The sequence below is a fragment of the Amycolatopsis melonis genome, assembly GCF_040064235.1.
In the GTDB taxonomy this organism is placed as follows: Bacteria; Actinomycetota; Actinomycetes; order Mycobacteriales; family Pseudonocardiaceae; genus Amycolatopsis; species Amycolatopsis melonis.
In genome coordinates, this window is the sequence record NZ_JBDZYD010000009.1 from 399624 (window position 1) to 413070 (window position 13447).

Here is a 13447-nt window from a genome sequence, read left to right on the forward strand (position 1 = left end):
GCGGAAAGTGACCTGCGACACCGTAGGGACGCGTGAGTCTTACGTGAAGATTCAGCGGTTCAACAGCCGGGTCAGACGACGAACGGTTGACGAACGGTCGCGTGGCCCGGTCGAACGGGGCTCGTCCAGGTGCAGGCGCAGCATCGCCGCGTTCGACCACGCCGGTGGCTTGCCCCGCAACGAGACCAGCGACATTACGCCGAATGCCAGCGGTACCGACCAGGGTGCCGGTTGCTGGACCATGATCGCCACCCAGCCACGCAGATCCGGGCCGGCGAGGGCGAACAGGATCGAGCCGGACGACGCGACGAGCCCGGTCAGGACGCCGGCGATGCCGCCCGCCGCGGTCAGCCGCGGCCACCAGATGCCGAGCACGAGCAGCGGGCAGAACGTCGACGCGGCGACCGTGAAGCCCCACGTCACCAGGACGCCGGCGTCGAGTTCGGCCGAGCGCAGCGCCAGCAGCACCATCACCCCGGCGACGCCGAACACGGCGAACCGCAGCCGCCGCAGCCCGCCGGGCACGAGGTCGTGCGCGAGCGCGCCGGACATCACCAGCAGCAGGCCCAGCGACGTCGCCAGGAACGCGGCGAACGCGCCCGCGGTCAGCAGCGCCGTGAACAGCCCGCCCGCCCAGCCGCTGTCCACCTGGGCGGGCAGGGCGACGACCACGGTGTCGGTCGCGCCGGAGAGGTAGAGGCCGGGGACGAGCACCCGGCCGAGCACGCCGTAGACGCCGGGGAAGAGGTAGAAGACGCCGAGCAGCGCGACGGTGATCGCGGCGGTGCGGCGGGCGGCGCGGCCGTCGGGACTGGTGTGGAAGCGCATGAGCACGTGCGGCAGGCCCATCGTGCCGAGCATCGTCGCGATGAGGACGGCCCAGGTGCCCAGCAGCGGGTAGCCCTCGTCGCCGAGGTCGAGCAGCGGGCGCTGCCAGCCGTCGCCGCCGAGCGGGGCGCCGCCGCGGACGGCCGGGACCGCCGCGCCCTGGCCGAACACGACCTCGTCCTGGCTGTGCGCGGTGAATTCGCCCGGCTGCAGGGTCTCCGGGACGCCGTTGCGCCGCACGGGCGTCGGCTCGCGGATTTCCATGGTGACGTCGACCTCGAACGTCACCGGGGTGTCGCGGGCGAAGTGGGTGAACTCGACCGGGTGCAGCGCCTCGGCCCGGGTGACCGCGCCGGCCTGCAGGACGAGCCAGATCGCCGGCACGAGGAACAGCAGCAGCTTCAGGACGAACTGGAACGCCTGGACGTAGGTCGCCGCACGCATCCCGCCGAGGGCCAGGGTGACGCTGACCGCGGCGCCGGCCAGGACGACGCCCACCCAGTACGGCGTGCCGCCGACCGCCGTGAGGACCAGCCCGGCGGTGCGGAACTGCGGGACGACGTAGATGGTGCCGATGACGAGCACGACGACGGCGGTGAGCCGGCGCAGCGAGGGCGAGTTGAGGCGGGCTTCGGCGAAGTCGGGGACGGTCAACGCGCCCGACCGCCGCATCGGCGCGGCGACGAGCACGAGCATCGCGATGTACCCGGCGGTGAACCCGACCGGGTACCAGAGCGCGCCGACGCCGTCCTTGACGACGAGCCCGGCGACGCCGAGGAAGGAGGCGGCGCTGAGGTATTCGCCGGAGACGGCGGCCGAGTTGACCAGCGGCGAGATCCGGCGGGACGCGACGAGGAAGTCCGACGTCGTGCGCATCGCGGCGACCCCGCGGACGCCGATGAGCAGCGTCACGAGCACGACCGGCGCGACGGCGAGCGCGACGCCCACTAGCCGGCCCCGCCGCTGGACTTCCGGGTCACTGGTCGTCCTCCAGGCGTTCGGCGCGGCGCAGCTGCCAGCGGGCCAGCAGGGCCATCGCCGGGTACGGCAGGACCGCCAGCATCAGCCACGACACCGGGATGTCCAGCAGCCGCACGGTGTCCAGGCCGGGGAAGAGGGCGAAGACGCCCGGCAGGCCGAGGAGGAGGGCGAACATCAGCACGAGCGCGGGGACGCCGAGACGGCGCTGGGCGCGGTACAGCGCCGTCGCGCGCTGGGTGTCGCCCGCCGGGAGGCGGGGCTGGCGCCAGCGGGCGCGGGACCGGCGGCGTGCGTGCGCGAGGCGGGTCTGCGGGCTGGTGACGGCCACGCGGCGGATCCTGCTCATCGCGGCCCCGGGCCGAGCTGGCCGCGCTGGGCGGCTTCCAGCAGCCGGTCACGCAGGTCGCGTGCGTGCCGGCGGCTGACCGGGACGTCGCCCGCCTCCGTGTGCGCCAGCAGCCCGCCCGCCGTGTCGCTGCGCAGCTCCAGCACCGCTCCCACCGCCAGCAGGAACCCGCGGTGCACGCGGCTGAACCCGGTGCCCTCCCAGTACTCCTCCAGCCGCGAGATGGGCATCCGGACCAGGTGGACGCCGGTGCGCGTGTGCAGCCGGACGTAGTCGCCGTGGGCTTCGACGAACAGCACGTCGTCACGGCGGACGTAACGGGTGCGGCCGCCCGACTCGACCGGGAGCGCCGCCATTGCGTCCGGGGTCGGGCGCGGGGCGGGGGTCGCCATGCGGAGCACCTTCGCCAGCGCCGCCGACAGCCGTTCCGCGCGGACCGGCTTGAGCAGGTAGTCGACCGCGCCGATGCCGTACGCCGTCACCGCGTGGCCGTCGTGGGCCGTGACGAACACGATCACCGGCGGCTCGCTCAGCTTGGCCAGCAGCGACGCCAGTTCGAGGCCGTCGAGGCCCGGCATCGAGATGTCCAGGAACACCGCGTCGAACCGGTCCGCCTGAAGCAGCTTCAACGCCTTCAGCGCGTCGCCCGCGCCGACGACTTCGCCGACTTCGGGCGCTTCGCGCAGCATGCGGCACAGCTCGTCCAGCGCGGGCGGCAGGTCGTCGACGGCGAGGACACGCAGGCCCGTCACGGCAGCACCCCCGGCTGGAACCGCGGCACCCGCACGATCACCCGGGTGCCCGCGCCGACCTCGGTCTCCACGGTCAGGCCGTACCAGGCGCCGTAGACGTCCCGGAGCCGTCTGTCCACATTGGCCAGTCCCATCCCTGCCGCATCGTCTTCGCCGGTCCGCCCGGCGAGGATGTCGGCCGCCCGCTTCGGGTCCATGCCGACGCCGTCGTCCTCGACGAAGATCACGCAGTCGTTCCCTTCCGCCTGGCCGTGCACCTGGACCAGCCCGGTGCCCGACCGCGGCTCGATGCCGTGCCGGATCGCGTTCTCCACCAGTGGTTCCAGCACGAGGTACGGGACGGCGACGGCGAGGATCTCCGGCGCGACCCGCACCTGGACGCGCAGCCGCTCGCCGAGCACCGCCTTCTGCAGTGCCAGGTACGTCTCGATCGCGCGGAACTCCTCGGCCACCACCGTGTACTCGCCGTGCCGGGCGAGGCTGTAGCGGGTGTAGTCGGCGAAGTCGAGCATGAGGTCGCGGGCGCGGTCGGGGTCCGAGCGCACCAGCGAGGCGATCACCGTGAGCGCGTTGTAGACGAAGTGCGGGGACATCTCCGCGCGCAGCGCCCGCAGCTCGGCTTGGGCCGCCTGCTCCGCCGACGCCTCCAGCCTGCCGCGCTCGAGTGCCTGGACGACCAGGTCGGCGGCCTCGGCCGCGACCGCGTCCCGGACGTCGCCGACGACCAGCAGCGCGCCCGCCAGCTCGTCGCGGACGTGCAGCGGCAGCGCGAGGACGTCGGGGGCGGAGCCGGGTTCCTCGGTGTGCAGCACGCCGTCGAGCACCGTCGCGACGGCGGCGTCGGGACCCGGACGGCCCGACCAGACCAGGTTCCCGGACAGGTCGGTGAGGCCGAGCCCGGGGAAGCCGAACAGGCGGCGCAGGCCGTGCGCGGCGCGGCGGGCGCGGGTGCCGGACAGGCCGTCGCGCAGGTCGCCGGTGATCCGGCGGGCGGCGGCGAGCACCGGCAGCGGGTCGGCGCGGGACGCCGGGCGCAGGTGCAGCGCGGACATCGGGCCTCCCTCGGCGGCTGGGGAGTAGATCCTACGGCCACGCCGCGTCCTCGCGGTCGGTCAGCACCGGGGCGTGGCGGCGGAACCAGCGCCACACGCGGTAGTCGTCGAGCCCGGTGACCGGGCCGGGCCGCGGTGCCGGTGCCGTCGGGCCGGTGACGGCCGGGTAGGGCCGGTCGGGGCGGGAGATCCAGCCGGTCGTGTTCGTCTCCTTGACCGTCACCGGCACCGGCCGGAACGTCTTCGGGTCGAGCCCGTCGCAGTGCCGGACGACCTCGTCGAAGAACCAGGTGGACGTGATCAGCGCGAGGACGCCGGGCGACGCCTTGAGCGCGTCCTTCAGCGGCGGGGCCTCCAGGAGCCGGAACGTGTGGTTGATCGCCGGCCCGGTGACGCCGTGGTCGTCGAAGACGACCTCGCCCGCGTGCAGGGCCATCCGCAGCCGCATCCGTGCCTCGGCGGCGTGCGTGCGGTTGTGCCGGTGCAGGGCCACCGCGAGCGCCGTCGGCAGGTACTCGACGAAGTGGCACTTCGGGATCTCGGGCGGCACGAGGACGAACAGGCCGTCGCCGCAGTCGTCGCCGTGGCAGTCCGCCCAGGGGATGCCGGCGTCGTCGAACGCCCGGGGCAGCGCGCCGTAGAGCCCGTCGCGCAGCGCCAGGCGGTCCGGGGTCGTCCTGCGCTGGTCGCCGTAGCTCTCGACGTCCACCGCGAGGATCGTCCGGTGGACGGCCGTTCGCTCGTAGTTCATCGCACCCTCCCTGCGATCATGCAGGCGCGGATGCATCTGCATGTGCAGATGAGTGTGACGCAAGACGCCAATTCGGGGGAACGGGTGCTGCGGTGAGCGGTTCCCCCACCGCGGTGACCGGCCGTGACCGATCACTGCCGGTGAAGCCGCAGGTCAGAAGTGGTGGACGGGCAAACAGCCGGTACCAGGAGTTGACGGACGAAGCCGCCGCCACGGACGGCTTCGTCCGTCCGGGTCAGCAGCTCTGCTTGTAGAAGTACTGCGAGTTGGCCTCCATGTCGGCCTTGGTGATCGAGTGCAGCTGCGCGGTGAGGTTCCGCGTCACCTGCCTGCCCTCGATCGCCGCGACCGCCTGCTGGACGCCCTGGGTGCCGATCGCGGCCGGGTCCTGGGCGATGAGCGCCTGGTACTGGCCGTTCTTGAGGCCTTCGACCTCCGACGGGCTCGCGTCGAAGCCGATCAGGTTCACCGCGCCGACCTTGCCCGCGTTGCGCAGGCCCGTCGCCGCGCCCTCCCCGGTGTTGAGGTTGGTCGCGAAGATGCCGATGAGGTCCGGCGTCGACGACAGCGCCGCGGTCACCTTGGACGCCGCCTGGTCGGGCTCGTTCTGGGTGAACTGGACGCCGATCGACTTGAGGTTCGGGGTGTTCTTCAGCTCGTCTTCGAAGCCCTTGGCGCGTGCCGCCGTGGTGGACGTGCCGGCGATCGTGTCGAGCACCAGCACCGAGCCGCTCTTGCCGCCCGCCAGCTTGGCCATCGTCTGCGCGGCGAGCTTGCCGCCCTCGGTGTTGTCGGAGGAGACCGACGAGACGGCGACGCCGGTGTCCTTCAGCGAGGTGTCGACCTCGACGATCTTCGCGCCGCGGTTCTTGACCTGCTGGATCGGCGCGAGCATCGCCGTGTCGTCGGTCGGGGCGATGAGCAGCGCCGCCGGCGGGTTGGCGCCGAGGGCGTTGACGAGCTGGGTCTGCATGGCCGCGTCGAACTTCTGCGGCGCCTGCGTGGTCAGCTCGTAGCCGAGTTTCTTCGCCTCGGCCTCGGCGCCGCACTGCAGCGAGATGTAGAACGGCTCGGCTTGCACGCCCGGGATGAGCGCCAGCTTCTTGTTCCCGGGCTGCGGCTGGCCGCTGGACCCGGTCTGCCCGACCGTGCCGGACCCGCACGCGGTGAGCAGGGCGGCGGCGGAGACCACCGCGCCCACGGCCACGAAAGTCTTGGACAGTTTCATGCCAGCACCTCTTCGTACTAGGGGGAAACTCAGCGGGAGTTGCGACGGCGGCGGCGCCGCTGGTCGAACCAGACGGCGGCGACGAGCACCGCGCCGACGGCGATCATCTGCCAGAAGTCCTGGACGTGGGTGATGTTGAAGCCCTTCTTCAGCACCGCCGGGATGAACACGCCGATCACCGTGCCCAGCACCGAGCCGACGCCGCCGAACAGGCTCGTCCCGCCCATCACGACCGCGGCGATGGCGTTGAGGTTGTCGGTGGTGTGCGCCGAGATCGTGGTCGACGCGTAGTACGCCAGCGAGAGGAACCCGGCGACCCCGGCCAGGAACCCGGTCAGCGTGTACACCTTCAGCAGGTGCCGCGTGACGCCGATGCCCGCGCGCCGCGCGCCCTCGGCGTTGGAGCCGACGGCGAAGGTGTAGCGGCCGAACTTCGTGGTGTGCAGCAGCCACGCGCCGATCAGCGTGATGACGACGGCGACGATGACCAGGTTGGGCACCACGCCGAAGGACGTGCCGTAGCCGAGGGTCTGGTTCAGCACGACGGGGATGCTCCGCACGTCGGAGCCGTTGTTGAGCAGGTAGGCCGCGCCGAGCGACGCGCCCATGGTGCCGAGGGTGACGATCAGCGGCGGGATCCCCGCCACGGCGATGAGGAACCCGTTGAGCAGGCCCCACGCGGTCCCGGCGACGACCGCGGCGACCAGCCCGACCAGGATGACGCCCCAGCCCGCACCGGAGGCGTTGCCGCCGGACATCGCCTCCATCACCTTGCCGGCGACCATGCCGGCGAAGATCAGCACCGAGCCGACGGACAGGTCGATGCCGGAGGTGATGATCACGAACGTCATCCCGACCGACAGCACCAGCAGCACCGACGTCTCGATGAGCAGCGTCTGGAAGGTGAACAGCGTCGGGAACTCGCCGGGGGCGATCGCGCTGAACACGACGATCAGCGCGACCAGGACCAGCGCGATCCAGAAGGTGTTGGCGCCGGCCAGGCGCTTGCCCAGCGGCCGCTTGCCGAAGCCCGCGTCCGGGGCTTCCTGGATGTCCTTCGGGGGACTGGACACGCTCACGCCGCCTCCTCCTGCACCAGGGCGCCGGTCATCGCGGCGACGAGGTCTTCGAGCTTGGTGTCCGCGCCGGTGAACCGGGCGACGCGCCTGCCGAGCCGCAGCACCTCGACGCGGTCGGCGACCGACAGCACCTCGGGCATGTTGTGGCTGATCAGCACGACGGCGATGCCCTTGTCGCGGACCTTCTTGATGACGTCGAGCACGCGCTCGCGCTGCACGACGCCGAGTGCCGCGGTCGGCTCGTCCATGAACACGACCTTCGACGCCCAGACGACCGACCGCGCGACCGCGACGCTCTGCCGCTGGCCGCCGGACAGCGAGCCGATCGGGACGTCGGTGCTCTGCAGCGTCACGCCGAGGCGCTGGAACTCCTCGATCGCCTGCCGCCGCATCTCGTTCTTGTCGAGCATCCCGAGCTTGCCGAGGATGCCCTTGCGGTGGATCTCGCGGCCGAGGAACAGGTTCGCGGCCGGGTCGAGTTCCGGCGCGACCGCGAGGTCCTGGTAGACGGTCTCGATGCCCATCCGCCGTGCCGTGGTCGGCGAGTCGAGGTGCACCTGCCTGCCGTCCAGCACGATCTTCCCGGACGTCGGCTGTTCCGCGCCGGAGAGGCATTTGACCAAAGTGGACTTGCCGGCGCCGTTGTCGCCGATCAGCGCGGTCACCTCGCCCGCGCGGGCCTGGAACGACGCGCCGCGCAGGGCTTCGACCGAGCCGTAGTGCTTGGTCAGTTCGATCGCGTCGAGGAGGATGTCGCTCATCCCCGCCTCCCTTCCGGGGCCGGGGGACGGCAGCGGATCACCGTCGCCGTCCCGGCCAGTTCGGTCTGGCCCGCGTCGAACGGGACCACGTAGGTGTCGCCCTTGGCGAGCGGGTACTCGCCGCCGTGCTCGGTGCGCAGCGTGCCCTCGCCGCCGAGCACGACCAGCACCGCGAACGAAGGATCGAGTGACAACGTTGTCAGCTCGTCGGTACGCAGCTGTTCGGCTCGGAAGAACTGCTCCGATCCGGGCGCCAGCAGGTCCACAGTGGACGCGGTGTCGCCGCCGGTGTGCCGGATGATGGTGTCCAGGCGGTCGGCGTCCCAGCCCGAGGTGTCCAGTGCTTCGATCGCGGTGTCGAAGCCGAGGCCGAGGTGGCCCTTCTCGGGCGAGGCGAGGAAGTCACGCCACTCGATCGTGAGCGAGAAGTCGGTCGGCTGCTGCAGTTCGACGACGAAGACGCCTTCGCCGATCGCGTGCGGCAGCCCGGCCGGGATGTAGACGGTGTCGCCGGGCGCGACCGGGACGCTGTTCAGCGCGCCCAGCATCGACGGCACGTCCTGCTCGCGCGTCCACTCCGCGACCGTGCTCTTGGAGAGCGTCTCCTTGAAGCCCGGGTAGACGCGCGGGTCGTCGCCGTGGGTGCCGACCACGATCCACGCCTCGGTCTTGCCGAAGTGCGAGTCGAAGTGCCGCTGCGCGAACGCGTCGTCCGGGTGGAAGTGCACGGGCAGCCGCTGGCCCGCGTCGAGCAGCTTGACCAGCAGCCCGGTCGACGTCCCGAGCGCTTCGACGTGCTTGGCGCCGAGCCACGCCGTGGCGTCGCGCTCGACGGCGTCGCGCAGCCAGGCGCCGTCCGGGAGCCGGGTCAGGCCGGTGGTCTCCCGGCCGAACATCGTGGTCGCCGAGGCGACCCAGTCCTCCGGGCCGAACTTCGACTCCGCGGGTGCCCCGCGCAGGGCCGCGATGGCGTCGCCGCCGCGGTAGAACTGCGGCGGCTGGTTGGCCGGGAGCCGGAGGGGTTCGAGGGTCACGGGGCGACCTCACCGGAACCGCGGGCGACGAGATGCACGGGCAGGACTACCTTTCTGGGCGGGGACTGGTCTCCTTGGACACGGGAGAAGAGCAGCTCGGCCGCGGCGTGCCCCAGCGCGCTCACGTCGTGCGCGACGACGGTGACCGGCGGGTCCAGCAGGTCCGCCAGCTCGAAGTCGTCGAAGCTCACCATCGCCGGGCGGCGCTCGGCGTGCGCCAGCGCGCGCAGCAGGTGCACCGCGACCCGGTTGTTGCCCGCGATCACCGCGGTCGCCGCGTCCGGGCCCTCCAGCAGCCGCTGCACCGCGTCGCCGATGTACTCCGGCGTCGGCGTGCGCATGGAGACGAGGGACTCGTCGTAGGAGATCCCGTTGCGCACGCAGCCCTCGCGGAACCCGCGCAGGCGCTCGGCCGCGGTGAAGATGTCCGGGCTGTCGCCGAGGAACGCGATCCGCCGGTGCCCGTGCCGCGCCAGGTGCGTGACGGCTTCGATGGTGCCGCCGAGGTTGTCGACCAGCACGGTGTCGGCCACGATGTCGCCTGCCGGGCGGTCGATGAACACCACCGGCGTGCCCGCGCGCATCTCCGGCACCAGGTACCCGTGCTGCAGGCCGGCCGGGACGACGAGGATGCCGTCCACCCGCCGCGCGCAGAACTCCAGGACCAGCTCGCGTTCGCGGTCGGAGTTCTCCTCCGACGAGCCGGTGAGCACCTGGCGGCCGAACGACGTCGCGATGCGCTCGACCGCGCGGTTCAGCTCGGAGTAGAAGGGGTTGCCGACGTCCTCGACGATCAGCCCGATGGTGCCGGTGGTCGACCCGCGGCGCAGGTTGCGCGCGCCGAGGTTGCGCCGGAACCCCAGCTGCTCGATGGCCGCCATGACCCGCTCGGCGGTGTCCGGGTGCACGGCCGGTTCGTCGTTGACCACGCGCGAGACGGTCTTGATGCTGACACCCGCCAGCCGGGCCACGTCGCTCATAGTGGCGCGCCTGCTCGCGGTGCGCGTGCTGCCGTCCCGGTCCCGGCCGGGTGGAGACAACGTTGTCATAGTGACCGGGATTGAACGCCACGCCCGCGTGCTTGTCAACGCCCCTGGCGTGGATTGTGCCGATTCGGTTTCCGCGGCCTGCGGACGTGCTGTCCGGAAGTGGACAGGTCTTCACCACAGTCTTGACTGGCTGGTGAGCGCCTGCCCAAGGTGGCCCGGTTCGAGACTGCGCGACAAGGTTGTCACCCCGGTCGCGCTGACGAGGTGGAGAGGCGATGGCCATGGCGCGAGCGCGCTTGAGAGCCGGTTTAACTTTCCTGACCCTGGCGGTGACCGCAGCGGTGGCTCCCGCTGTTCCCGCCGCAGCGGCGACGAGCACCGACTACGCGAAGTGGGTCAACCCCTTCGTGGGCACCCGGCCCGGCGGGGCCGACCACGGCACCGGCGGCGGTGCGGGCAACACGTTCCCAGGCGCGGTCGTGCCGTTCGGCATGGTCCAGTGGAGCCCGGACACGGTGAAATCCCAGCCCGGCGGGTACTTCTACGACGACGACACCCTGACCGGCTTCAGCCTGACGCACCTTTCGGGCGCCGGTTGTTCGACCTATCAGGACATTCCGTTCATCCCGTACGTCGGCGAGGTCACCACCTCCCCGGCGACCGACCCCGCGCACTACACGTCGAAGTTCTCGCACGCCAACGAACACGCGACCGCGGGCGCCTACGACGTCACGCTCGACAGCGGCGCGAAGGTCGAGCTGAGCGCGACGCAGCGCACCGGTTCGGCGCGCCTGACGTATCCGGCGGGCGCGGCCTCGACGTTGCTGATCAACACGTCCGGCTCGGTCAACGGCACCGACGACGCGTCGATCACCATCGGCAAGGACACCATCAGCGGCTGGGCCACCAGCGGCCGCTTCTGCGGGGCCCGCAACAGTTACCGCGTCTACTTCTCGGCCAAGTTCGACACGCCATTTGCGTCGATCGGCACCTGGAAGAACGGGGCCGTGACGCCGAACAAGGCCGCCGAAACCGGCGGCGCGAAGGCGAAGGTGGCGCAGCCCAACGGTGTCGACGCCTCGATCGCCCGGCCTGCCAAGGTCGCGCCGCAGAACACGACCGTCAGTGGTCCTGGCAGCGGCGGGTACGTCACCTTCGCCAACCTCACCGGCGCGCAGGTGAACGTCCAGGTAGGACTGTCCTTTGTGTCCGTCGACGGCGCGAAGGCCAACCTCAAGGCGGAGAACACCGGCAAGTCCTTCGACACGGTGGCATCGAACGCGCGCAAGGCTTGGAACGCCCAGCTCGGCAAGATCGCCGTCACGGGTGGCTCCGACGAGCACCTGACGACGTTCTACACCTCGCTGTACCACGCGTTGATCCAGCCGAACGTGTTCTCCGACGCGAACGGGCAGTACATCGGCTTCGACGGCCGGATCCACGCCGCCGACAAGGGGCACGCGATGTACACCAACTTCTCCGGCTGGGACATCTACCGCTCGGAGATCCCGCTGCTGGCCACGATCGCGCCGCACGAGACGTCGGACATCGTCCGGTCGATGATGGCCTACGCCGAGCAGGGCGGCTCGTGGGACCGCTGGACCGTCGCCAACGACTACACCGGCGTCATGAACGGCGACCCGTACCACATCATCGTCTCCAGCGCGTACGCGTTCGGCGCGCGGGACTTCGACGCCCAGAAGGCGTTGCTGCTCATGATCAAGGGCGCCACGCAGCCGACGCAGGGCTACACCGAGCGGCCCGGACTGGAGGACTACCAGACCCTCGGGTACGTCCCGGGCGCCGGCGCCGACACCCTCGAATACACCAGCGCGGACTTCGCCATCGCCCAGTTCGCCAAGCGGCTCGGCGACTCCGCGACGTACACGACGTTCATGAAACGCGCCCAGTACTGGCAGAACCTCTACAACCCGGGCACCGGGCACCTGCAGCCGCGCAACGCCGACGGCTCGTTCGCCGGGACCTACAACCCGGCCAGCTCGGAGGGCTGGGTCGAGGGCAACGGCGCCCAGTACGACTGGATGGTGCCCTACGACCTCGGCGGTCTCGTCACGGCGTTCGGCGGCGCCACCGCGGTCCAGTCGCGTTTGGACACTTTCTTCACGCAGCTGAACGCGGGCACGCAGCTGCCGTACGCGTTCATGGGCAACGAGCCGAACTCGAACGCGCCGTGGGTGTACTCCTACGCGGGCGCGCCTGCCAAGACGCAGGCGATCGTCCGGCGTTCGATGAACGAGCTGTACAACTCGCGTCCGGAAGGCCTGATCGGCAACGACGACCTCGGCCAGATGTCGTCGTGGTACGTCTGGGCCGCACTCGGCCTCTACCCGGAGATCCCGGGCCGCGCCGAGTTCGTCCTGAACACGCCGTTGTTCGGCAAGGCCGTGCTGACCACCGGTGCGGGCAAGAAGATCACCGTCACCACGTCCGGGACCGGGGACTACGTCGCGGGCCTGAAGGCCAACGGTGCCGACGCGGCCAAGGCGTGGCTGCCGGAGACGCTGGTGTCGACCGGCGGCACCCTGGACTTCGCGCTGTCGGCGACCCCGACCGCGTGGGGCAGCGCGGCCGCCGACGCCCCGCCGTCCTTCCGCGACCAGGAAAAGCCGAGCCTGTCGTTCGTGAACCCGGCGCGGGCGGTGACGCCCGCCGGCTCGACGTCCCAGGTCGCGGTGGGTGTCCAGGACCTCTCCGGTGCGGCGCGGACCTGGACGTACTCCGCGGGCAGCGTCGACGGGATCACGCTGACCCCGGCGACCGGCAGCATCGCCGTGCCCGCCGCGGGCAAGGCACAGGCGCAGCTGACCGTGTCGGTCCCGGCGGGACTGGCCGACGGCGCGCGGCGCATCCCGGTGACGTTCTCCTCGCCGGGAGTGGCGTCTTCGCAGGCGGTCCTGACCGTGCTCGTCGCCCAGCCGAACAGCTGGCTGGCGACGGTCAACAACGCCGGGATCTCGCCCGACTCGAAGCCCGCCGCGGCCAACTTCGACGGCGGTGGCTGGAGCTACTCGGCCGACGCGCTGGCCGCGGCCGGGGCGGCACCCGGCGCGACGATCACCAGTGACGGGCTGAAGTTCACCTGGCCGTCGTTCCCCGCGGGGGACCCGGACAACGTGATCGCCGCGGGGCAGACGGTGAACGTCTCGGGCTCGGGACGGCTGGCCCTGCTCGGCTCGGCGTCCAACGGGAACGCCTCGGGCACGCTGACGGTGACCTACACCGACGGCAGCACGTCCACGGCGAACGTCGGGTTCTCCGACTGGACCCTCGGCGGCGGCAACGCGCAACCGGCGTTCGGCAACCGGATCGTGCTGTCCACGCCGTACCGCAACGCCTCGGGCGGCGACCCGCAGCAGATCCGCACGATGGTCTTCGGGACTTCCCCGATCACCCTCGACGCGGGCAAGACGGTCGCCGGCGTCACCCTGCCGTCCAACGTCAACGGCGGCGCGTTCCACGTGTTCGCGATCGCCATCGGCGCCTAGGAAGGAAAGCTCCAGTGAAGAGCAAGGTCCTGGCGGGCGCTTTGGCGCTCGCCGTGGCGGCGACGGGGACGAACCCCGTCGCCGCCCCCGCGGCCCGGGGGGGCGCCCGCGCAGCCCGCAACACCGGGATCGGCCCGCCC

The 13447-nt window shown here is 71.5% G+C and carries 11 protein-coding genes; 1 reads left to right on the top strand and 10 read right to left on the bottom strand.

Features of this window, described 5'->3' with window-relative positions; all coding sequences use genetic code 11:
• Positions 1–51: 51 nt before the first annotated feature.
• The 10 genes from ABJI51_RS25610 to ABJI51_RS25655 form a co-directional block, all read right to left on the bottom strand.
• The gene (locus ABJI51_RS25610; protein WP_348953953.1) at positions 52–1776 is read right to left on the bottom strand and encodes a sodium/solute symporter; all 1725 of its coding nucleotides are present in this window, start codon (positions 1774–1776) and stop codon (positions 52–54) included.
• 28 nt (positions 1777–1804) lie between these two features.
• Positions 1805–2155, bottom strand: coding sequence for a hypothetical protein (locus ABJI51_RS25615; protein ID WP_348953954.1), 351 nt, complete (start codon positions 2153–2155; stop codon positions 1805–1807).
• Complete coding sequence (locus tag ABJI51_RS25620; RefSeq protein ID WP_348953955.1) at positions 2152–2907, bottom strand: LytR/AlgR family response regulator transcription factor; 756 nt, start codon at positions 2905–2907, stop codon at positions 2152–2154. The genes ABJI51_RS25615 and ABJI51_RS25620 overlap by 4 nt, the downstream gene beginning before the upstream one ends.
• Entirely contained in the window at positions 2904–3959 is a 1056-nt protein-coding gene (locus ABJI51_RS25625; RefSeq protein ID WP_348953956.1) for a sensor histidine kinase, read from the bottom strand. The genes ABJI51_RS25620 and ABJI51_RS25625 overlap by 4 nt, the downstream gene beginning before the upstream one ends.
• A 31-nt stretch (positions 3960–3990) precedes the next feature.
• Positions 3991–4710 carry a nucleotidyl cyclase domain-containing protein gene (locus ABJI51_RS25630; protein WP_348953957.1) on the bottom strand — a complete coding sequence of 240 codons (720 nt, stop codon included), beginning with the start codon at positions 4708–4710 and terminating at the stop codon, positions 3991–3993.
• A gap of 235 nt (positions 4711–4945) precedes the next feature.
• Entirely contained in the window at positions 4946–5938 is a 993-nt protein-coding gene (locus tag ABJI51_RS25635; protein ID WP_348953958.1) for an ABC transporter substrate-binding protein, read from the bottom strand.
• 29 nt (positions 5939–5967) lie between these two features.
• On the bottom strand, positions 5968–7017 hold the full coding sequence (locus ABJI51_RS25640) for an ABC transporter permease (protein ID WP_348953959.1): 1050 nt from the start codon (positions 7015–7017) through the stop codon (positions 5968–5970).
• The gene (locus ABJI51_RS25645; RefSeq protein ID WP_348953960.1) at positions 7014–7778 is read right to left on the bottom strand and encodes an ATP-binding cassette domain-containing protein; all 765 of its coding nucleotides are present in this window, start codon (positions 7776–7778) and stop codon (positions 7014–7016) included. Before ABJI51_RS25645 ends, ABJI51_RS25640 begins: the two co-directional genes overlap by 4 nt.
• Entirely contained in the window at positions 7775–8812 is a 1038-nt protein-coding gene (locus ABJI51_RS25650) for a class I mannose-6-phosphate isomerase (protein WP_348953961.1), read from the bottom strand. The genes ABJI51_RS25645 and ABJI51_RS25650 overlap by 4 nt, the downstream gene beginning before the upstream one ends.
• The gene (locus ABJI51_RS25655) at positions 8809–9792 is read right to left on the bottom strand and encodes a LacI family DNA-binding transcriptional regulator (protein WP_348953962.1); all 984 of its coding nucleotides are present in this window, start codon (positions 9790–9792) and stop codon (positions 8809–8811) included. The genes ABJI51_RS25650 and ABJI51_RS25655 overlap by 4 nt, the downstream gene beginning before the upstream one ends.
• A gap of 290 nt (positions 9793–10082) precedes the next feature.
• Between ABJI51_RS25655 and ABJI51_RS25660 the strand changes: the two genes are divergently transcribed.
• A complete protein-coding gene (locus ABJI51_RS25660) occupies positions 10083–13307 on the top strand; it encodes a GH92 family glycosyl hydrolase (RefSeq protein ID WP_348953984.1) in 3225 nt (1074 codons plus the stop codon).
• Positions 13308–13447: the final 140 nt, after the last annotated feature.